The organism is Prevotella bivia DSM 20514, from assembly GCF_000262545.1.
Classification (GTDB): domain Bacteria; phylum Bacteroidota; class Bacteroidia; order Bacteroidales; family Bacteroidaceae; genus Prevotella; species Prevotella bivia.
In genome coordinates, this window is the sequence record NZ_JH660659.1 from 207,304 (window position 1) to 227,668 (window position 20,365).

Genomic DNA, 20,365 nt, shown 5'->3' on the forward strand with positions numbered 1-20,365 from the left:
AACTTTAAAAGATTTGTTATGAAAGTATTGAAGTTTGGAGGAACATCCGTAGGTTCCGTTAAAAGCATTTTAAGCTTAAAGCGGATTGTTGAAAAAGAAGCTAAACATCAAAAGGTAATAGTAGTGGTTAGTGCCTTAGGAGGCATCACCGATCAACTTATAAAAACCTCACAATTAGCTCTTAAAGGTGATGATAATTGGAAACAAGAGTATGAAAAAATAGTGCAGCGTCACCATAAAATGATAGATACAATTATTACTAACACATACGATCGTGAAAAACTTTTCTATACCGTTGATACATTACTTGAGCAACTCCATTCTATCTATTATGGTGTATATCTTATTCACGATCTTGGAGAAAAAACCAAAAATACTATTGTAAGCTATGGTGAACGACTAAGCTCCAACATCGTAGCTACGCTCATTAAAGGCTCAAAATGGTATGATGCACGTTCATTCATTAAAACAGAGGGAAAAAATAGTAAGCGAAGCCTTGATTCAGAACTTACTTATGACTTGGTAAGGCTCGCTTTTCAAACCATTCCTCGTATAGCTGTTGTGCCAGGGTTTATAGCCCAAGACAAAGTGAGTGGTGATACTACTAACCTTGGTCGTGGAGGAAGTGATTATACTGCTTCTATTCTTGCTGCCGCTCTTGATGCTGAGGCTCTTGAGATTTGGACGGATGTAGATGGTTTTATGACTGCAGACCCTAAAGTTATTAAATCGGCTTATACGATCAACGAACTATCATACACGGAAGCAATGGAGTTATGCAACTTTGGAGCAAAAGTGGTCTACCCTCCTACTATTTACCCCGTTTGTGTTAAGAATATCCCGATCAAGGTAAAGAATACCTTCAGCCCTTCTAATGAAGGTACTGTTATAAAGCAGTTTGTTACAAAGAGTCCAAAACTTATTCGTGGAATTTCTTCTATAAAAGACACTACACTTATTACAGTTACAGGTCTGTCTATGGTTGGAGTTGTAGGTGTAAACAGAAGAATTTTTACAACTTTAGCAAATAACGGTATTAGCGTATTTCTTGTTTCACAAGCAGCTTCAGAAAATAATACATCTATCGGTGTGAAAGACGAAGATGCAGAGAAAGCTATAAAAGTACTTAACGAAGAGTTTAAACTAGAGATAGAAGATGGTAGAATGTTTCCTATGCATGCTGAAAGTGGATTAGCGACAGTAGCTATTGTAGGCGAGAATATGAAACACGCAGTAGGTATTGCAGGCAAACTATTTGGAACACTTGGTCGATCAGGAATTAGTGTTATAGCTTGTGCGCAAGGTGCAGCAGAAACTAATATTTCGTTTGTGGTAGAAGGTTCTGAACTACGCAAAACACTTAATGTTATACACGATTCCTTCTTCCTATCTGAATATAAGGTTCTGAACCTTTTCATTTGTGGTATAGGCACTGTAGGTAGTAAACTTATTGAACAAATAAAAAGCCAACATGATGAGCTAGCTAATTATTCTCATCTCAAGCTAAATGTGGTAGGTATAGCCTCATCGAAAAATGCTATTTACAATCGTGATGGAATAGATCTCAATAGTTATCACTCTTTACTAAAACAGAGTGAAAGCTCATCGCCAGCACTTCTTTGTCAACATATTGTGGAGATGAATATATTCAATTCGGTCTTTGTAGATTGTACAGCATCACCAGAGGTTGCTAACCTTTATCAAACTTTGCTAGATCACAGTGTGTCAGTAGTAACTGCTAATAAAATAGCAGCTTCTGGCCCGTATGAAAGCTATTTGAAACTTAAACAGACAGCATTACAACGTGGCATTAAGTTTCTCTATGAAACAAATGTGGGAGCAGGCTTGCCAATTATTGGTACTATCAACGATCTTAAAAATTCTGGTGATAAAATATTAAAAATTGAAGCAGTACTATCAGGTACATTAAACTATATATTTAATGCTATTTCTGCAACCAAACCTCTCTCAGCTACAGTTCTATCTGCAAAGGAAGAGGGATATAGCGAACCTGATCCACGTATTGATCTTAGTGGAACTGATGTTATCCGTAAACTTGTTATCCTAACTCGTGAGGCTGGCTATAAGGTGGAACAAGCTGATGTTAAGAAAGAATTATTTATTCCTGATAGCTTTTTAAAAGGGTCGCTTGCTGACTTTTGGAGTCATCTACCAGAGCTTGATGCAGACTTTGAAGCGCATCGAGCAAAACTTGATGCAGAAGGAAAGCGTTGGCGTTTTGTAGCAACAATGGATCATGGAGCAACAAATGTATCGCTTAAAGAGGTTGATGCTCAACATCCTTTTTATAGGTTAGAGGGGAGTAATAATATTATCCTTCTCACCACTGAACGTTATAAACAATACCCAATGCTTATTCAGGGCTATGGTGCAGGAGCTTCTGTTACAGCTGCAGGTATATTTGCCAATATCATGAGCATAGCTAATATATAAGTAAAAAATAACAATAAATGAGAATAGATATTATAACAGTATTACCTGAAATGCTTGAAGGCTTTGTACATGAGAGCATTCTTGCTAGAGCGGAGAAAAAAGGGTTAGCAGAAATTCGTTTGCATAATTTGCGCGACTATAGTCAAGACAAATGGAAACGTATTGACGACTATCCGTTTGGAGGTCAAGCTGGTATGGTAATGCAAATAGAGCCAATAGATCGCTGTATATCAGCTCTGAAAGCTGAACGCGATTATGATGAGGTTATTTTTACTTCTCCAGATGGAGAACAGTTTAACCAAAAAATAGCCAATGATCTCTCACTTGGTGGCAACCTTATTATCCTTGCTGGACATTATAAAGGAATAGACCAACGTGTACGCGACCATCTTATTACTCGTGAAATCTCTATTGGCGATTTTGTTCTAACAGGTGGAGAACTTCCTGCTGCTATTATTGTGGATGCTGTAGTAAGACTTATTCCTGGAACTATTAGTGATGAACAAAGTGCACTATCCGATTGTTTTCAAGACGATATGCTCTCTGCTCCCATATATACACGTCCTCGTAGTTATAATGGTTGGGATGTGCCCGAAATTCTTCTCAGTGGTAATGAAGCTAAAATTAAACAGTGGGAATTTGACCAAGCGATGGAGCGCACCAAAAGATTAAGACCTGACCTTTTAAAGTAAAAGGTTTTATACATATATAATAAGAGGATGCTATCATTATAGATATCACCCTCTTATCTCTTTATAGTATCTTATATTTAGCAAACTTCAACAATAATTGTTTCTGCCCTATATTTTGGAAGTCAACTGTGGCTTTAACATTTTCTCCAACCCCTTCCACCTTTATAACTTTTCCTATACCAAAGCGTTGATGTTCTATTATCGCACCTTCTGTTAGCGAATTAGTGCTAGACGTTGAATGTGAAAAATTTTTTGAGTTAGATGGGGTGTTTTGAATAACTCTACCTCCATTTTTTATGGCTGTTGTTAACCGACACAAGTTACCACCTTCTGAAAGAATACGGCGTTTTGTGCGATCGGATAGAGGATCGATTGCTACTTCTGGACGCTTACGCTGTGTAAGCTTAGGTTGTGGATCGGCACGAAACTGACTAGCAACAGGATTATTATTTTGGAAACGACTTCCTAGTTGTTTATATTCACTTCCCCATGGACGACTACCTGTGTAAGGTCGATTAGGTTCATAATCACGATAGTTATCAGAGTCTGATGAAGTATAACTTCTTTTTTCATCCCATGCCATTCGACGTCCACCATATCCAGTATTAGAAAAGCTAGTGCTGCTATCTTCTGATATGAATGCAGGGTCAATATCTTTGATAAAACGGCTGGGATTATCAAACTGCATTGTACCGTAACGAAAGCGATTTTTAGCATTTGTAATTATACAATGACGTTCTGCACGAGTAATGGCCACATATAGCAGTCTTCGTTCCTCTTCTATTTCTCGCTTTGAGCTTGCTGACATAGGACTAGGAAATATATTTTCTTCCAATCCTACAATAAAAACAGTGGGAAACTCAAGTCCTTTTGCAGCATGGACTGTCATAAGTGTTACTTTCGGAGAATTATCATCTGCTTTATCGGCATCTGAATAGAGCGCCACCTCTTGTAGATAATCTGTTAGATAGAGATAGTCCTCTCTACCCTCTTCTCTCCCAGTTTCTACAAAATCTTGCATTGCTGAAAGAAACTCTTCGAGATTTTCTTGGCGAGATAACGCCTCCGGGTCAGTACTTGAGTAAATATCTGCAGAAATACCACTTAGTTGAATGATATCTTTTCCTAATAGATAGGCATCTGTAGTTGAAAGGCGGTCAATAAAGTTAGAAATAAGCTCGATGAAACCGTTAATTTTTGCTAGCGTACCTTTGTTAACATTTAGATCGTATAACGATGGATTCGTAATAATCTGCCAAAGACTCACATTATTTTTTGAGGCACAATCAACTATCTTCTGAATAGTAGTATTGCCAATGCCACGTGCAGGATAATTAATAATACGTCTAAAGGCTTCTTCATCGTCATTATTCGCAACAAGTCTGAAGTAAGCAATAATGTCTTTTATTTCTTTACGCTGGTAAAACGACAATCCACCTATAATCTTGTAGGGAACAGTCTGCTTACGCAATTCATCTTCAAAAGTTCTACTTTGGGCATTAGTCCTATAAAGAATGGCAAAGTCGGAATAAGTAGCATTGTCTGCACGTTTTATCCTCTGTATTTCTTTAGCTACTATTAAAGCCTCTTCTTTGTCACTATAGCAAGGCTTATATTGCAACTTATCTCCTTCATCTTCTTGAGAATAAACCTCTTTTGGTATTTGTCGTTCATTATGCTTCATTAGGGAGTTAGCAGCTTGTACTATTAGCTGAGTTGAACGATAGTTACGCTCTAACTTAAAAGTTTTAGCCCCAATAAATTTTTGCTTAAAGTCTAGTATATTATCAATATTAGCACCACGAAAAGAGTAAATACTTTGATAATCATCGCCCACTACGCAGACACGTTGATGGAGTTCTGCCAGTTGTTGAATGATGGACACCTGTGCGAAGTTGGTATCTTGGTACTCATCCACAAGGATATATTCAAATAGTGTAGCATATTTCTGCCTTACCTCCTGATTATCTCGCAATAAAACGTAGGTATTTACGAGAATATCATCGAAATCCATAGCATTAGCTTGCTTACAACGAGCTTCATATGCTTGATAAATGGAATAAATATAGGGCATACGTGCTTGTTTATCGCGGTCAATAGCCAACTTATCATGTGCATATTCTTCAGCAGTAATTAAGTGATTTTTTGCCATTGATATAAAATGATGCACTGAATTAGGCCTATATACCTTTTCATCATACCCCATTGCCTTGATTATATTCTTTAGCAGTGAGCGTGAATCGCTTTCATCATAAATAGTAAAGTTTGAATTATAGCCAATATGATGAGCTTCTGCACGAAGAATACGAGCAAAGATAGAATGGAACGTACCCATATAAAGACGATTAGTATCATGAGAATGGGTGATCTTTGCAATACGTTCTTTCATTTCACGTGCTGCCTTATTGGTAAAAGTTAACGCAAGTATATTCCATGGCTTTAATCCTTTCTCTAAAAGATAGGCTATTTTATAGGTGAGGACACGTGTTTTACCTGAACCTGCACCAGCTACAACAAGTGATGGTCCATTACAATATTCAACAGCTTCGCGCTGATAGGAGTTCAAATCGTCTAATATCATCGTTATCTGATTTTCTTTAGAAAAAAGAGTATGGGGTAAGAAACATTGATTAATATTCTTCAGAAAAAGCAGGAATAAACGTCATCTGCTTTTCAATTTGCTTCTGACGTTTACGCATATAAAGACCTGGTGCTTTTGAAGAAAAACGACGTGGATTAGGAAGCGTACCTGCTATGAGTGCACAGTCGGATCTACTTAAATCTTTGGCATCAAGACCAAAGTGTTGTTCTGCAACAGCTTGTACTCCATAGATACCATCTCCCATTTCTATAGAGTTTAGGTAAACTTCCATAATGCGCTGTTTGCTCCACATTGTTTCTATGAGAAAGGTAAAATAAGCTTCAAGTCCTTTGCGCAGCCATGAGCGTCCTTGCCATAAGAATACATTTTTAGCTGTTTGCTGTGAAATAGTAGAACCACCACGTAAGCGCTTATTACCATTTATATGCTCTTTGGCAGCTTGTTCTATAGCTTGGTAATCGAAGCCATGATGAGTAAGGAAACGCTGATCTTCGCTAGCTATTACTGCAACAGGCATAGAGGGCGACATTTCTTTAAGTGGTTTCCACGAGTGATATAGTTTCACATGCTCACCATTTCCTATCTGTTCAAAACAGCGTGAAAGCATAAGAGGGGTAAAATAAACAGGAATAAAACGATATACGACGACACAAAGTATCGACGACACAAATAGTAGGGCTACTACCCATCGGAATATCTTCAATATTTTCTTAACCATAACTGATTTGCAAAGATAACAAAAAAGAAGCCCACGATTTATTAGCGAGCTTCTTTTTTATTTTAAAACAAGAAAAATATTTTTATTCTTGTTCGTTGTCATCGTCGTAATCATCGTCAATACCAGACTTGTTAGAGAAAGCAATGTCAGCAATTGGGAGTGAACGATCAATAACAGCATGATATGAAATGGTACTTTCGCTACGTGATAACCCTAGAGGTTGGAGCTTATCATGTATAATCGTCATAAGATGATTATTGTTATAAGCATAAATCTTCAAGAATAAATCATATTCACCTGTTGTATAATGACATTCTACAACTTCAGGGATTTTCTCTAATGCAGCAACAACATCTTCAAAAGCCTCTGGGTTCTTCAAATTCAAACCAATGAATGCGCAAGTTTCATAACCTACCTTTTCTGGTTCAATTAAAAATTGTGAGCCACGAATTACACCAAGATTAGTAAGCTTTTGTATTCGTTGGTGAATAGCCGCTCCACTAACATTACACTCACGAGCTACTTCCAAAAATGGAATGCGCGCATCTTCAGCAATGAGACGAAGAATTTTTTTATCAAGCTGATCTAAGCTTCTATGTGCCATAAGTTTATAATATTTTTGTACAAAGTTATAAACTAAAAACTAATTATCCAAATTTATATTGATATTTATAATAAATTAAAACTTTAAGTAGGTGCAAAATATTACTTCTTATCAATATCTGCAGCATAAAATATATTTAAAGCATTGCATTCACGAAGACTTTGTTTTAAATCAATAATAGTTCCCATGTCCACATCTTTATCGGCTTTAATGTTCACTATCATATTTTTACGTTGCGCAGAAGACATTGATTGATATTCTTGTAAGAAGTATTTTTTTATTTCAGGTAATGAAGCGAGTTCATCATTAAGCTGAATTTTGTTTTCATTACTAATAACATGCCCTTTATCATCAACAGCCTTACCAATATAGATGTAATTTATCGTTGATTTTTTTTCCATTTTTGTCAATTCTTTGCCTGCTGGCTCTTGATATTTTACCTTTACATTAGCGTTTCTTATGTGTGTAACTAGCATAAAGAAAAATAGTATCGTGAAAATCAAATCTGGCAATGACGCAGTGTTTAGTACTGGAATTTCGTGATTATTGTGTCTATAGATCCCCATAACTATTTCTCTTGACTTGTTGTAATATTGTTTACTACATAAACTTCTGATATGCGTTCAGGCACCTCTTCTTCTAGTAGAGCTTGTTGCTCTCTACTGCATAATTCATATACTCTTCCAAACTGAGCTAATCCTCGTTTATCGCGAATGGTGTTATATGCAGAAAGGATGGCATTCTGCACTTGGAAATATTCGTTGTATGTGGCATCGCGCTCTGTCCGAATTTGTATAAAATGCTGTGTTCCATTACGCTCTACAAAACTAAGTACACGCATTTTTATAATGTTTATAGGTGTTACTTTTCCATCTACCATTATTTCTCTACCCTTTTTTATCTGCACCGTCATAATACGATTGGTATTTATAACAGTAGGAATTTCTTTTTGCTGCTTCTTATCTATGGGAGGTAACTTACGGTAAATTCCGTTGTTTGTTTCTATTGATGTGGTAACGAGAAAGAATATCAACAGCATAAATGAAATATCAGCTGTTGATGAAGTATTAAGCCCAGAAACTTCCCTTTTCTTTTTCTTGAAAAACATTATTTTTGCATTCTTCTTGATCTACGATAGCGTGTTGCACCAAAGATAACAACCACAACCGATAATGATAACATAAGTAAAATAGTATTTACAAACATATCAGTTACTTGTAACCAAAACTTATCTGAAAAAACGATGCCATTAATTTGCATAGATGAGGTAGAACCAAACAAGAAAGTTAAGATCATTAAAACAAATGTGCCTGCAAAAACAATGTAGGTGATCTTTCTAGCTGGAATCCCATTAATAATTTTCCCCTCAACTTTTATCGTTCTAATTGATTGGTAGAGAGAATAAAACATAAAGGCAATAGTGATAAATACTAATACATACATCCAAAAGAGTACACCATCTGTTAACAAAGGTGCATTGAATGATGCATCGTTTACAAATGGTGTATCATAACCTATCAAGTAGAAAGCAGCAAAGATAAGGACTGTAATTCCTAAAATAGCATAAAGTACTCGTTGAGATATAGCTTCTATTGATTTATTTTTCAACACTTTACCTTCCATAATAATTTACTTTGTTTTGTATTCCATAATAGCATCTAGCAAAGTGATAACCGACTCCTCCATTTGCGCTGTTATATGCTCTATCTTTGATAAGATATAGTTGTAAAAAATCATCAACACCAAAGCTACTATAATACCAAAGATTGTTGTAATTAGGGCAACCTTCATTCCTGCAGCAACAATAGTTGGATTAATATCTCCTACTTGCTGAATTTGATCAAATGCCATTACCATACCTATAACAGTACCTAGGAAACCTAGCGAAGGAGCCATAGCAATAAACAACGTTATCCAAGAGCATCCTTTTTCCAAATTAGAACTTTGCACACTACCGTAAGAGGTAACACTGCGCTCAATATTCTCAATAGAGTCGTTAATACGTAACAAGCCTTGATAGCAAATAGACGCAACAGGTCCTTTTGTATTTCTGCTCAAGTCTTTTGCCCCTTCTATATCACCAGCTTCTATCTTATTGCTGATTCTTGCCATAAACTTTTTAGCATCAATCTCCGATAAACTAAGATAGATAATGCGTTCAATACAAAACGCTAAACCTAAAACTAGAGCGATGGCTACAAGCGACATAAAACCAGCATTACCTTCTATGAACTTTGTTTTAAGTTTTTGGTGATAACCACCGCTATTTAGTGTAGCTGCTGTTGTTTTTGTAGTAGTAGAAGCAGTGTCCACCACTCCTGTATTATCCAAAGCCTCGTCAGATAGAGAGTCTCCTATCGCTGTTGCGACAGAGGCTTTACCATTAGAAGGTGTACTAACCTGTGCAGAAACTACAGTAAAATTACTTAGTGTAATCAGTCCTGCTATAAGAAAGCGAATAAAATTTCTTTTCATCTTAATTCTATATTTTTATTTGCGGAAAGAGGGGGATTCGAACCCCCGAAACGCTTTTGGCGTTTACACGCTTTCCAGGCGTGCCTCTTCAACCACTCGAGCATCTTTCCTTATATTAAAACATCTAATATTCAATGCATGTTAGACAAATGCTAAGGGAAATATCCGCTTCACGTTATTATTCGTTATGTCAGCTAGCTCTTCTTTGCTCACTTTATACGCATCGGCTAAGACTTCCCAAACCCTTGCTACGTATGCACTTTCATTGCGATTACCACGGAAAGGTGCTGGTGCCATGTAGGGACTATCGGTTTCCAATACAAGACGATTGAGTGGCACAGCCTTAGGTAAATCTTCACGTAAATGGCTTGATTTAAATGTAGCTACACCACCCACACCAAGACTAAACTTATCGAATTGTAAGAAGTCTTCTGCTTCCTTAATATTCCCAGTAAAACAATGAAATACTCCTCCTGGTAGCTCTTTCATGTAAGGTTTCATTTGATGTATCATTTCGTTTTGTGCCTTTCTGCAATGAATCATTAACGGGAGTCCTTTCTCCATACTCCATTGCATCATCTCTTCGAAAACAAGTATTTGCTCCTTTTCAAACTCACGCGACCAATAGAAATCTAAGCCAACTTCTCCTACTGCAATAATTCTCATTTCATCGCGCTTTCTTGCTTCAATTGCCCCATTTAATCGGAGTTTCATCTTTCGCAATACTTCTGTATAATCACCTTTTACCTCTTCAGGGTGCAACCCTATCATAGGGTAGCAATATCCTGGATACTGATTGCAAATATCAATAACCGAGTCAACGGTGGCTAAATCTATTGAGGGAATGAAGATTTTTTTTACTCCAGTCTCCTTTGCCCTTGCAATTACTTCAGGTAAGTCTTCGCTATAATCCTCCACGTCAAGGTGGGCATGTGTATCTATAATCATAATAACCCTCCTTGGCTTACTTTTTGCGACGCATTAATCCTTGTACAAAATTTATCAATTCTTGCTTGCGTTCATCACTCACAGATACCTTTGTTAGGTATTTTTTGCTTTCTTCAAAATAGCAGTCTATTTTATCTAATGCCATTTTGTCTATGCCTATTTCCGAATATAATCTAGTTACTGCTTTTACCTTTTCTTCCGCCTTAAATGATTCTTTATTAATCCAGCTAACTAGCTCGTTTCTCTGCTCTTTTGTAGCTTTATTAAAGGCATTAATTAACATATATGTCTTCTTGTTCGAGATAATATCGCCACCTATCTGCTTACCGAATACGGAAGGATCTCCATATACATCAAGATAATCGTCTTGCAATTGAAAAGCTAAACCTATCTTCTCGCCAAAGATATACAAATTGCGTGCATCTTCTTCAGAAGCCTCTGCTAAGATTGCACCCATTTTCAAAGCACAAGCCAATAGTACACTTGTTTTTAAACGTATCATTTCAATATATTCAGCTTCTGTAACATCATTACGATGTTCAAATTCCATATCGAGTTGTTGCCCTTCACCTATCTCTAGTGCTGTTACTGTAAATAAGTTGAGCAAGGCTTTCAATTGTGCAGGATCGCCACTTGCTATACGTTCAAAGGCTAGTACAAGCATAGTATCGCCAGAGAGGATAGCTGCATTAGCATTCCATTTTTCATGCACAGTTTGATGCCCTCGGCGTAAAGGAGCATTGTCCATCAAATCGTCGTGTAGTAAGGTATAGTTATGGTATGTTTCCAAACCACATGCTTGTGCCAAAATATCTTCAGGATTATCCTTATAAAGATTATATGCCAAGAGCATTAACACGGGGCGAATGCGTTTTCCTCCTAAAGAAAGCACATATTTTATAGGTTCATACAAACTCTTTGGCTCACGCTCATAAGCTAAATTCGCTATATATTGATTTACTTTGTCAAGTATTTCTTCTGAGTTATACATAACTTTATTACATTTTTAAATTAAAGTTTTACTTGAATATTAGCTATTCATCCTAATTGATCAGTTTATAATTTAAAGACTACAGGTATTTCCACCATTGATTTGCATGGCTTATTTTTCGATAAACCTGGTTTCCATTTTCCCATACTGTTTACTACTCTTAGAACTTCAGCTTCCATATTCTTATCCTTGCTATTTTTTATTTTAATGGCACTTACGATACCATTTTCAGAGATGATAAACGAAACATTGACAATTCCCTCTACACCTGCTTCTTTTGATGCAACAGGGTATTGTAGCGACTTGGTAAGCCATTTCATAAACTCTACCCATCCTCCTGGAGGAGTAGGGGTCTCTGATAAAATACGTTTGCTAACTTTATCATCATAACGTTCTATATCTTTTACAGCATCATCGTCCGACATCTTTGTCGTTGGCTTCTTTGCCTCTTGCTCTACCTTTGGAACAGGAGGAAGCACGATGGGATTGCTAGAAAGTATAATATCATTGCTCACTTGCGGAGCGGCTGTTACCTTGTCATTCGACAGCATACTACCATTACTATGTGGTGTTACCTTAACTGGTGTATCGCTTCGTTTTATGTTCAACATATCTTCCACTGTAGGCTTCTCATCATTCTTTTGTTTTGCCACATTGGTCTGATCTATGGCAGGAAGCATATCTAAGCTGTGAAGCCGAACAGAGGTTATTTTCTTTGCATCCTCATTATTATCGCTTCCACCATTAGAGGTATATTCCATTGCTACAAAGAAAGCCGACAAAGCAATGATAAGTCCTAGCATAAAACCCACCCATCGCTTATTTTCTAAATCTGCTTGCTTTGATTTCTTTATTTCCAAAGTTTAAAATATTTTTTTTGAGATCTCCTGTTCTATAGAGAAATGATCAACGGCTTTATTCTGCTAGCATTACTAGTGAAAGTCATCAGACGACCGTTTTTCAAACCACAAAATTAAGAAGATATTCGGAAAAAGATGTAACTTTGTGGAGAATTTAAAATTGATTATAAGAAAAAAAATGTTTCTTGTAATCATTCTTAATAAAGATAGTTGGATCTAAAATTATAAAACAACAAAAATATGAAAAAGATTACAATAGCTATTGACGGTTATTCATCTTGTGGAAAGAGTACAATGGCGAAAGATTTAGCAAAGGAAATAGGTTATATATACGTGGATACAGGCGCGATGTATCGCTCGGTTACACTTTATGCGCTTAGAAACGGCTTCTTTAATACCGATGGGAGCATTCAAGAAGAAGCCTTACGCATGTCAATGCCAAATATCAATATAGCTTTCAAGATCAATACCCAAACAGGTCGTCCTGACACATATCTAAATGGTGAGAATGTAGAGCAAGACATACGGACAATGGAGGTTTCCTCCCATGTTAGCCCTATTGCTACCCTACCATTTGTTCGTGAAGCCCTCGTAGTACAACAACAAGCAATGGGAAAAGAAAAAGGTATTGTTATGGATGGACGCGATATAGGCACAGTTGTATTTCCTAATGCAGAGTTAAAAATTTTTGTTACTGCATCATCAAGGGTGCGTGCTCAGCGTCGCTATAACGAGCTAAAGGCAAAAGGAATACCTGCAAACTTCGATGAAATCTTGAAAAATGTGGAGGAACGCGATTATATTGATTCGCATAGAGAAATTTCACCTCTACGTCGTGCCAACGATGCGCTTGAACTTGATAATAGTTATCTTACCATTAAAGAACAACAAGCTTGGCTATTGGAACAAGTTAAGAAAATAGTAAAATAATAGCTATAAGTGCCAGCCCCGCGAGGCGTAGGATATGTAGAATATCTTGCTGGCGATTAGCTGTATATAGATTATGTCAGTGATAAACGTGAGATTATCGAAGAACAGACGGGTGAGATACACAACATAGAGGTCTTTGTTGCATTCTTTCCATGTAGTCATTATAATTGTAGCATAATGGACATTTGAGAAGTTTTAGCCTACCAAATGTCCATTACGCCAAAAATTTAACAGATAGACTGTTATTAAACTATGCTTCTTTATTCTTTCTGCCTAGTCTTCACCAGAGAACTGTCTTATACGCTGCTCTTCTGAAAGTTTACAAACAAGTAAAGTATCATTCTTTTCGGCAACAATATAGCCATCTAAACCTTGCACGATCACCTTTTTCTCATCAGAGGCATGCACTATGGTGTTTTTAGTATCAAAAACTTGTATATTAGAACCAACTAGTGTGTTACCATAAAGATCGTGAGGCGTTTGTGCAAGCAGTGATCCCCATGTTCCTAAATCACTCCAACCAAAGTCTGCTGGGTGTACAAATATCTCTTCAGCTTTTTCCATAATGGCATAGTCAACAGAAATATTTTCACATTCTGGATAAACCTCATTGATCGTTTCTTGCTCTGCTTCTGTACCTAAAACATTCATAATACGTTCAAACAAGCGTGCGGTACTTGGTTGATAGATACGAAAAGCATTGATAATGGTAGAGGCACTCCAAATAAAGATACCAGCATTCCAAAAGAAATTGTTTTGCTTAATATACTTCTCTGCTGTTTCAAGATTTGGTTTTTCTTTAAACTGATCCACTCGGAACACCTCTTTGTTACGAGCTGAAAACGAACTAAGATCAGCCTTTATATAACCATAGCCAGTTTCAGGTCGCGTTGGTTTCATACCTAAAGTAACGATAGCATCCGACTGTGCAGTAAACTTTAAGCAGTTATTGATAACACGTTTAAACTCAATAGGATTAGTAACAATATGGTCGCTAGGAGTCACAACAATGTTTGCCTTAGGATTTTCTTTCTTTATTCTCCAACTAACATAGGCTATACAAGGCGCAGTATTACGGCGACAAGGCTCGCTCAAAACATGATTAGATGGTATATTCGGCAACTGTTCACGAACAATACTTACATACTTTTCATTAGTTACCACCCAAACATTTTCTGAAGGTACTACATCTCTAAAACGATCAAGTGTAAGCTGAAGCAACGATTTTCCTACACCCAAAACATCTATAAACTGTTTGGGATGATCGGATGTACTCATAGGCCAAAACCTACTCCCCACACCACCAGCCATTATTACCAAATGATTGTCTGTTCGACTCATAGCTAAATTAATATTTATAATTATAAATGCAAATATACAAATAATATAAGAAAATAAAAGATTTATAGCAAATATTTACGAATTTATCGGCTATAAATCATTACAACACAAAGAATACTTACAAAAAGATAGTTAGAAAAGCTTTAAAAGTAGCTCATCTCCATTAGATTTGCTCTCTGAGGTGATAGCATCCTTAAATTCAAAAAGTAACTGTCGAGAATCGTTAACATTATTATTAATACAATAAAGCCCTTTCCCTATCTTTTTTATAATAGATAATTCAGTACGCGAATTAGTCCTAAGATAACTTTTCACCTCTCTATAAACGTCATTAAAGGAGATAGGATTAAACAAAGTGTTCCTAGAGTTATGAACATGGCGTGAAATCTTCTTTGCCGAAAGTCCTTCGCTCCCTGCCTCTAGTAATACATATATTATTTCTTTATCGTATAGCATAAAAATAAAGAGAGTTCATACAACTTTTATTATATGAACTCCCTCCTAATTAGATAATCTAACTTATTAAGCTAGCGAAACTAGCTTACCATCGCCAATAATCTTTCCTTCTTTGAATAACCAACCTAAGCCTAGGTAGGTCTCTTCAATACTAATCTTTGCAATAGAAGCTATTTCTTTAACATTAAGACCTTTTTCTGTTGAAGCCAAAGCTTGGTATACATCACCTGCTTTAAAGCCTATACTCTCGGCATTAATAACTACTTCTACTGTTGCTTTTTTAGCTGTAGACTTCTTAGCTGCTGCCTTAGAAGTTGCTGAAACTTTCTTTTCTGCCATATTCTTTGGAAAAACCTTATTAAAATAACAATCTTATACTGAGAGCAAAGATACGCTTTAGATGCGAAAAAGTGAAATAATTTTCAAAGAAATATAAACACTTCTTATATTGTTCAGCATGAAAAAAGTTATTTTTTGATATAAATCAAAGAATACTAAGCTTTTAAGTCTAGCTTAATTTGGAGTTCATCAAGTTGTTTTGGGTCAAGTGCAGATGGTGCATCAAGCATTACATCACGACCGCTATTATTTTTTGGAAAAGCAATACAGTCGCGAATACTATCTAAGCCTGCCATGATACTAACAAAACGATCTAAACCAAAGGCAAGCCCTGCATGAGGAGGTGCACCATATTTGAAAGCATTCATCAAGAATCCGAACTGTTCTTCTGCACGTTCTTTAGTAAAGCCTAACTCTTTGAACATACGCTCTTGTAGCTTAGTATCATGAATACGGATAGATCCTCCACCCACTTCTATACCATTGCACACAAAATCATAAGCTAACGCACGTACTTGATCTGGGTGTTCATCAAGCAATGAAAGGTCAGCAGGGTTTGGCATAGTAAATGGATGGTGAGTAGCCATAAGGCGCTGTTCTTCATCACTCCATTCGAACAATGGGAAATCAACGATCCATAAGCACTTAAACACATTCTTATCGCGCAAACCTAGGCGATCGCCCATTTCAAGGCGTAAACTACAAAGTTGAGTACGAACTTTATTAGGTTTTTCACCAGACAAAATTAAAACAAGATCTCCATCCTTAGCACCTGTTGTTTCTTTCACCTTTTGAAGCTGCTCTGGGGAATAGAACTTATCTATAGAACTTTTCACCGATCCATCAGCACCATACTTAATAAATACAAGTCCGTGAGCCCCCACCTGTGGTCGTTTAACAAAGTCAGTAAGCTCATTTAATTGCTTTCGACTATATTCTGCACAATTAGGAACAACAATACCACCTATATAATTTGCTTCATTGAATACGGAGAACTCACCTGTTCCTTTTAAATCGTCCATCAATTCAACAAATTCCATACCGAAACGCAAGTCTGGTTTGTCAGATCCGAAACGCTTCATTGCCTCTTGCCAAGGCATCTGCTCTAGTTTTGGAAGCTCTACACCACGAATTTCACGGAACAAAACGCGACACATTTCCTCAAACATATTGATAACATCGTCCTGATCTACGAACGACATCTCACAGTCAACCTGCGTAAATTCAGGCTGACGATCTGCTCGCAAGTCTTCATCGCGGAAACATTTAGCTATTTGGAAGTAACGATCAAAACCTGCTATCATTAATAGCTGCTTCAAAGTTTGTGGACTCTGTGGCAAAGCATAGAACTGACCAGGGTTCATACGAGAAGGCACAATAAAGTCGCGTGCACCCTCTGGTGTAGAGCCAATAAGGATCGGTGTCTCTACTTCCATAAAATTTTGAGCGTCCAAGAAATTACGAATCATAATCGTCATCTTGTGGCGCAATTCCATATTCTTACGAACAGTAGCACGGCGAAGATCCAAATAACGATACTTCATACGAAGCTCATCGCCACCATCTGTGTTATCTTCAATAGTAAAAGGAGGTGTTAATGCAGGACTTAAAACATTAAGTTCTTTTACAATAATCTCAACATCACCTGTTTCAATTTTGTCATTTTTACTCTGACGTTCATTTACAATACCCTTTGCTTGAATACAAAATTCACGACCAAGCTTATTAGCCTCACCGCAAAGAGCAGCATCCTCTGCCTCGTTAAATACTAATTGTGTGATACCATAGCGATCACGTAAATCAACGAAGGTCATACCGCCCATCTTTCTTGAACGCTGAACCCATCCAGAAAGCGTTACTTCTTTACCTGTATCGGCAAGACGAAGCTCACCACAAGTTTTTGTACGATACATAATCTATATATGTTTTATTTGTTATTCTTTCTTGCAAAGTTAATAAGTTTATATGAAAATGAAGAAAATTACCTAGCAAGATCTACCATATTACTTACATTATGTATACTGTGGCGATTTACACTTTATGTTTTATCTTAACTTATTACTTTGATTATTCTTTGTTTATTTGTGCTTAAATAAGTAAATTTGTACGCTTGATAATTTCACAATAAGGCTTCATTATTTCATATTGAGCCTTGTCTTTATCATAAGCAATTGGATTAAGCGTTGCTTTTCCACGACTCATCAATATTTGGAGATATAAAAGAAAAGATATGAAAAAATTAACTCTCGTCGTTGTAACACTCTTTGCCACAATGATTTGTTTTACAACAGGTTGTACTAGTAAGAAAACAGAAACGACTAATGACAGTTCACAAACCGACTCAACAATCTTAAATTCTACCGAGGAGGAAGACTCTGCTTCAAAAGTTATTGCAGAAACGCCGATGCCTAAAACAGCCGATCAGCTATTTGACGACTTCTTTTTCAACTTCATCGCTAATAACAAGCTCCAACGCGCACGTATAAAATTCCCTTTATATCAGAACAAGTTTGGTAAAATTAGCAATCTCCCTCGTAGCAAATGGAGCTTTGACCGTTTCTTCCGTCCACAAGGATATTATACCCTAATTTTCGATAATGAAGAACAAGCTAAATATGCCCACTCAACAGATATTGACTCTGTTGTTGTAGAAAAGATTTTCTTAAAAGAGAATACTGTAAAACAATATTGGTTCGATCATCAAGAAGGAAAATGGATGATGAGCCAAATTCGCGAACTAAACTTTAAAGAAAGCTACAATGCTGATTTTCTAAACTTCGTAAAAGTGTTTTTTAAGAAGAACGGGGAGGGTATGGTAAAGAACCCTTTACCATATAAAGGATCTGATCCTAATGGTGAAGAAACAAACATTATCAACACAACAATTCCTGCAGAGGAATGGAGTACATTCCTGCCAGAAATTCCTAACAATGTTATTTTTAACATTCTCTATGGACAAAAGTATAAGCCAGGAAAAGAAAAGATACTTACTTTTCGTGGGCTTGCCAATGGGTTAGAGACTGAACTTATTTTCCAAAATAATGGAAAGAAGTGGCAATTAGTAAAGATAGTTGCTTTCTAAAAACAATTATAAGTGTTTCACCTCACATTACCAATGAAAGATTACGCCAACTATAATTTACAGAAGCATAACACCTTTGGCATTGATGTGCAATGTCAAAGGTTTGTGGAGTATAACTCCATCGAAGAAGCGCAAGCTCTAGTACGATTACTCACACCAGCCGATGAACCTATCCTCATCCTTGGTGGTGGTAGCAACTTACTGCTTACAAAGGACTATAAAGGCACGGTAATCCACTCTGGTATTAAGTTTCTCAAACAACTTGATGATGAACACGTGCAGTGTGGGTCAGGCTTTGGGTGGGACGACTTTGTAGATTTCTGCTGTAATCACCAGCTCTATGGTGCAGAAAACTTGTCGATTATCCCAGGTGAAGTGGGTGCTAGTGCTGTTCAAAATATTGGAGCATACGGTGCAGAAGCAAAAGATCTCATTGATACGGTAGAAGTTGTAGAGATTGCTACTGGTGAAGTGAAAACTTTTACCAATGCAGAGTGTGCCTATAGCTATCGTCAAAGCAAGTTCAAGAATGAATGGCGTGATAAGTTTTTAGTAACCTCGGTTACTTATAAGCTTAGCAAAACTTACGAACCTAAGCTCGACTATGGCAACATCCGACGCGCTTTAGCCGACAAGAATATCACCACCCCATCTGTACATGAGCTTCGCCAAACTATTACTGAAATACGAAACGCTAAACTTCCTGATACTAAAATAGTTGGTAATGCTGGTAGCTTCTTTATGAATCCTATAGTTTCTACAGAAAAATACCTTACCCTTGTTGAGCAGTTTGGCGATCTTCCACATTATACGATAGATGATACTCATGAGAAGATCCCAGCAGGTTGGTTGATTGATCAATGTGGATGGAAAGGAAAGAATTTAGGAAAAGCAGGGGTTTATGATAAGCAAGCCCTCGTACTCGTTAATCTTGGCGGAGCTACAGGATCTGAAATTGTAAAATTATACCAAACTATTCAACACGATGTAAAGCAGAAATTTGATATTAATATTTATCCAGAAGTTAATATCAAGTAATACAATTCATCTTATAGAAAGAAAGGAGAACTGATGAAAAACAATATTAAGGTTACATTTCTAGGCACAGGAACTTCAAATGGAGTACCCTTTATTGGCTGTAAGTGTGAGGTCTGTACAAGTACCGACCCTCATGACAAACGCCTCAGATCATCAGCACTGATAGAGACAGAAAACACACGATTGCTCATCGACTGTGGCCCCGACTTCCGCCAACAGATACTCCCACAACCTTTCCGAAAGATAGATGGTGTGCTACTCACGCATATTCATTATGATCATGTAGGTGGTATTGATGACCTACGTGCCTTTTGCGCCCTAGGCGATATTGATGTTTATGCCAATAAACACACCTGCGAGGGACTCCATCACAATATCCCTTACTGCTTTACAGACCATCTTTATCCCGGTGTACCAAAACTCAATCTACATAGTGTCGAACCTCATCAAAAACTGCATATAGGCGATTTTGAAGTGGAACCCTTTGAGGTTATCCACGGTAAACTCCCCATCTTAGGTTATCGCATAGGATCATTAGCTTACATCACCGATATGAAGTCTATTGAAGATAAAGAATTACTTTCACTTAAAGGAATAAAAACTCTTATTATAAATGGTTTACGTTGGGATCGTCCTCATCATTCTCACCAACTTATCCCAGAAGCCATTACCTTTAGTAAGCAGATTAAAGCCGAACAAACCTACCTTATCCACATGACTGATCGTGCAGGGCTTCATGCCGAATCACAAAAGCGTTTGCCTGAGAATGTACACTTTGCATACGATGGGCAAATACTACATTTATAACTATATTACAAGTTTTTCTTTCACCCTC

At 37.0% G+C, this 20,365-nt stretch carries 20 protein-coding genes and 1 tRNA gene; 6 read left to right on the plus strand and 15 right to left on the minus strand.

Annotated elements, in window-relative coordinates; translation table 11 throughout:
• Nucleotides 1-18: 18 nt before the first annotated feature.
• Complete coding sequence (gene thrA / locus PREBIDRAFT_RS01520; protein WP_004337787.1) at nt 19-2,454, plus strand: bifunctional aspartate kinase/homoserine dehydrogenase I; 2,436 nt, start codon at nt 19-21, stop codon at nt 2,452-2,454.
• 17 nt (nt 2,455-2,471) lie between these two features.
• Nucleotides 2,472-3,146 carry a tRNA (guanosine(37)-N1)-methyltransferase TrmD gene (gene trmD / locus PREBIDRAFT_RS01525; protein WP_004337786.1) on the plus strand — a complete coding sequence of 225 codons (675 nt, stop codon included), beginning with the start codon at nt 2,472-2,474 and terminating at the stop codon, nt 3,144-3,146.
• Between the two features lie 61 nt (nt 3,147-3,207).
• Here the strand turns inward: trmD and PREBIDRAFT_RS01530 are convergent, their stop codons facing one another.
• The 11 genes from PREBIDRAFT_RS01530 to PREBIDRAFT_RS01580 form a co-directional block, all read right to left on the minus strand.
• Nucleotides 3,208-5,727: an ATP-dependent helicase gene (locus PREBIDRAFT_RS01530; RefSeq protein WP_004337785.1), complete on the minus strand. Its 2,520-nt coding sequence runs from the start codon at nt 5,725-5,727 to the stop codon at nt 3,208-3,210.
• Between the two features lie 49 nt (nt 5,728-5,776).
• On the minus strand, nt 5,777-6,466 hold the full coding sequence (gene mtgA / locus PREBIDRAFT_RS01535; RefSeq protein ID WP_004337784.1) for a monofunctional biosynthetic peptidoglycan transglycosylase: 690 nt from the start codon (nt 6,464-6,466) through the stop codon (nt 5,777-5,779).
• A gap of 82 nt (nt 6,467-6,548) precedes the next feature.
• Entirely contained in the window at nt 6,549-7,070 is a 522-nt protein-coding gene (locus PREBIDRAFT_RS01540) for an Lrp/AsnC family transcriptional regulator (RefSeq protein WP_004337783.1), read from the minus strand.
• A 101-nt stretch (nt 7,071-7,171) separates the two neighbouring features.
• Complete coding sequence (locus PREBIDRAFT_RS01545) at nt 7,172-7,636, minus strand: ExbD/TolR family protein (RefSeq protein WP_004337782.1); 465 nt, start codon at nt 7,634-7,636, stop codon at nt 7,172-7,174.
• 2 nt (nt 7,637-7,638) lie between these two features.
• Nucleotides 7,639-8,178, minus strand: a complete 540-nt coding sequence (locus tag PREBIDRAFT_RS01550) for an ExbD/TolR family protein (protein ID WP_004337781.1) — start codon at nt 8,176-8,178, stop codon at nt 7,639-7,641.
• A complete protein-coding gene (locus PREBIDRAFT_RS01555) occupies nt 8,178-8,693 on the minus strand; it encodes a hypothetical protein (protein WP_004337780.1) in 516 nt (171 codons plus the stop codon). Before PREBIDRAFT_RS01555 ends, PREBIDRAFT_RS01550 begins: the two co-directional genes overlap by 1 nt.
• A gap of 6 nt (nt 8,694-8,699) precedes the next feature.
• A complete protein-coding gene (locus PREBIDRAFT_RS01560; protein WP_004337779.1) occupies nt 8,700-9,545 on the minus strand; it encodes a MotA/TolQ/ExbB proton channel family protein in 846 nt (281 codons plus the stop codon).
• Between the two features lie 22 nt (nt 9,546-9,567).
• Nucleotides 9,568-9,655, minus strand: a tRNA-Ser gene (locus PREBIDRAFT_RS01565).
• A 31-nt stretch (nt 9,656-9,686) separates the two neighbouring features.
• Nucleotides 9,687-10,493, minus strand: coding sequence for a TatD family hydrolase (locus PREBIDRAFT_RS01570; protein WP_004337778.1), 807 nt, complete (start codon nt 10,491-10,493; stop codon nt 9,687-9,689).
• Between the two features lie 16 nt (nt 10,494-10,509).
• Nucleotides 10,510-11,484, minus strand: coding sequence for a polyprenyl synthetase family protein (locus PREBIDRAFT_RS01575; RefSeq protein ID WP_004337777.1), 975 nt, complete (start codon nt 11,482-11,484; stop codon nt 10,510-10,512).
• 65 nt (nt 11,485-11,549) lie between these two features.
• Entirely contained in the window at nt 11,550-12,344 is a 795-nt protein-coding gene (locus tag PREBIDRAFT_RS01580; RefSeq protein ID WP_004337775.1) for an energy transducer TonB, read from the minus strand.
• Nucleotides 12,345-12,584: 240 nt separating this feature from the next.
• On the opposite strand from PREBIDRAFT_RS01580, the gene cmk reads away from it, so the two are divergent.
• The gene (cmk, locus tag PREBIDRAFT_RS01585) at nt 12,585-13,274 is read left to right on the plus strand and encodes a (d)CMP kinase (RefSeq protein ID WP_004337774.1); all 690 of its coding nucleotides are present in this window, start codon (nt 12,585-12,587) and stop codon (nt 13,272-13,274) included.
• Between the two features lie 273 nt (nt 13,275-13,547).
• Here cmk and PREBIDRAFT_RS01590 read toward each other — a convergent pair whose 3' ends face one another.
• The 4 genes from PREBIDRAFT_RS01590 to aspS all read right to left on the minus strand — a co-directional run bounded on the left by PREBIDRAFT_RS01590 (nt 13,548) and on the right by aspS (nt 17,323).
• Nucleotides 13,548-14,615 (minus strand): mannose-1-phosphate guanylyltransferase, encoded by a 1,068-nt coding sequence (locus PREBIDRAFT_RS01590; RefSeq protein WP_004337773.1) that lies wholly within the window; start codon nt 14,613-14,615, stop codon nt 13,548-13,550.
• Nucleotides 14,616-14,747: 132 nt separating this feature from the next.
• On the minus strand, nt 14,748-15,071 hold the full coding sequence (locus PREBIDRAFT_RS01595) for a hypothetical protein (protein WP_004337772.1): 324 nt from the start codon (nt 15,069-15,071) through the stop codon (nt 14,748-14,750).
• A gap of 66 nt (nt 15,072-15,137) precedes the next feature.
• A complete protein-coding gene (locus PREBIDRAFT_RS01600) occupies nt 15,138-15,410 on the minus strand; it encodes a winged helix-turn-helix domain-containing protein (protein WP_004337771.1) in 273 nt (90 codons plus the stop codon).
• Between the two features lie 155 nt (nt 15,411-15,565).
• Nucleotides 15,566-17,323, minus strand: a complete 1,758-nt coding sequence (gene aspS / locus PREBIDRAFT_RS01605) for an aspartate--tRNA ligase (protein WP_004337770.1) — start codon at nt 17,321-17,323, stop codon at nt 15,566-15,568.
• A gap of 317 nt (nt 17,324-17,640) precedes the next feature.
• Between aspS and PREBIDRAFT_RS01610 the strand changes: the two genes are divergently transcribed.
• Genes PREBIDRAFT_RS01610 through PREBIDRAFT_RS01620 form a run of 3 tightly spaced genes read left to right on the plus strand, consistent with a single transcriptional unit; the run spans nt 17,641 to nt 20,337 of the window.
• Nucleotides 17,641-18,492, plus strand: a complete 852-nt coding sequence (locus PREBIDRAFT_RS01610; protein ID WP_004337769.1) for a DUF4348 domain-containing protein — start codon at nt 17,641-17,643, stop codon at nt 18,490-18,492.
• Nucleotides 18,493-18,525: 33 nt separating this feature from the next.
• Nucleotides 18,526-19,530 carry a UDP-N-acetylmuramate dehydrogenase gene (gene murB, locus PREBIDRAFT_RS01615; protein ID WP_036875422.1) on the plus strand — a complete coding sequence of 335 codons (1,005 nt, stop codon included), beginning with the start codon at nt 18,526-18,528 and terminating at the stop codon, nt 19,528-19,530.
• A 33-nt stretch (nt 19,531-19,563) separates the two neighbouring features.
• Nucleotides 19,564-20,337, plus strand: a complete 774-nt coding sequence (locus PREBIDRAFT_RS01620; protein WP_004337767.1) for an MBL fold metallo-hydrolase — start codon at nt 19,564-19,566, stop codon at nt 20,335-20,337.
• The last annotated feature ends 28 nt before the right edge of the window (nt 20,338-20,365 follow it).

Excerpts from the sequence above, each read along its gene's own strand:
- PREBIDRAFT_RS01540 (WP_004337783.1), bottom strand. The coding sequence starts at position 7,070 with ATGGCACATAGAAGCTTAGATCAGCTTGATAAAAAAATTCTTCGTCTC.
- PREBIDRAFT_RS01550 (WP_004337781.1), bottom strand. The coding sequence starts at position 8,178 with ATGTTTTTCAAGAAAAAGAAAAGGGAAGTTTCTGGGCTTAATACTTCA.
- PREBIDRAFT_RS01610 (WP_004337769.1), top strand. The coding sequence starts at position 17,641 with ATGAAAAAATTAACTCTCGTCGTTGTAACACTCTTTGCCACAATGATT.
- thrA (WP_004337787.1), top strand. The coding sequence starts at position 19 with ATGAAAGTATTGAAGTTTGGAGGAACATCCGTAGGTTCCGTTAAAAGC.
- PREBIDRAFT_RS01620 (WP_004337767.1), top strand. The coding sequence starts at position 19,564 with ATGAAAAACAATATTAAGGTTACATTTCTAGGCACAGGAACTTCAAAT.
- trmD (WP_004337786.1), top strand. The coding sequence starts at position 2,472 with ATGAGAATAGATATTATAACAGTATTACCTGAAATGCTTGAAGGCTTT.
- PREBIDRAFT_RS01600 (WP_004337771.1), bottom strand. The coding sequence starts at position 15,410 with ATGGCAGAAAAGAAAGTTTCAGCAACTTCTAAGGCAGCAGCTAAGAAG.
- PREBIDRAFT_RS01590 (WP_004337773.1), bottom strand. The coding sequence starts at position 14,615 with ATGAGTCGAACAGACAATCATTTGGTAATAATGGCTGGTGGTGTGGGG.
- murB (WP_036875422.1), top strand. The coding sequence starts at position 18,526 with ATGAAAGATTACGCCAACTATAATTTACAGAAGCATAACACCTTTGGC.
- PREBIDRAFT_RS01575 (WP_004337777.1), bottom strand. The coding sequence starts at position 11,484 with ATGTATAACTCAGAAGAAATACTTGACAAAGTAAATCAATATATAGCG.
- mtgA (WP_004337784.1), bottom strand. The coding sequence starts at position 6,466 with ATGGTTAAGAAAATATTGAAGATATTCCGATGGGTAGTAGCCCTACTA.
- cmk (WP_004337774.1), top strand. The coding sequence starts at position 12,585 with ATGAAAAAGATTACAATAGCTATTGACGGTTATTCATCTTGTGGAAAG.
- PREBIDRAFT_RS01595 (WP_004337772.1), bottom strand. The coding sequence starts at position 15,071 with ATGCTATACGATAAAGAAATAATATATGTATTACTAGAGGCAGGGAGC.
- PREBIDRAFT_RS01560 (WP_004337779.1), bottom strand. The coding sequence starts at position 9,545 with ATGAAAAGAAATTTTATTCGCTTTCTTATAGCAGGACTGATTACACTA.
- aspS (WP_004337770.1), bottom strand. The coding sequence starts at position 17,323 with ATGTATCGTACAAAAACTTGTGGTGAGCTTCGTCTTGCCGATACAGGT.
- PREBIDRAFT_RS01570 (WP_004337778.1), bottom strand. The coding sequence starts at position 10,493 with ATGATTATAGATACACATGCCCACCTTGACGTGGAGGATTATAGCGAA.
- PREBIDRAFT_RS01555 (WP_004337780.1), bottom strand. The coding sequence starts at position 8,693 with ATGGAAGGTAAAGTGTTGAAAAATAAATCAATAGAAGCTATATCTCAA.
- PREBIDRAFT_RS01545 (WP_004337782.1), bottom strand. The coding sequence starts at position 7,636 with ATGGGGATCTATAGACACAATAATCACGAAATTCCAGTACTAAACACT.
- PREBIDRAFT_RS01530 (WP_004337785.1), bottom strand. The coding sequence starts at position 5,727 with ATGATATTAGACGATTTGAACTCCTATCAGCGCGAAGCTGTTGAATAT.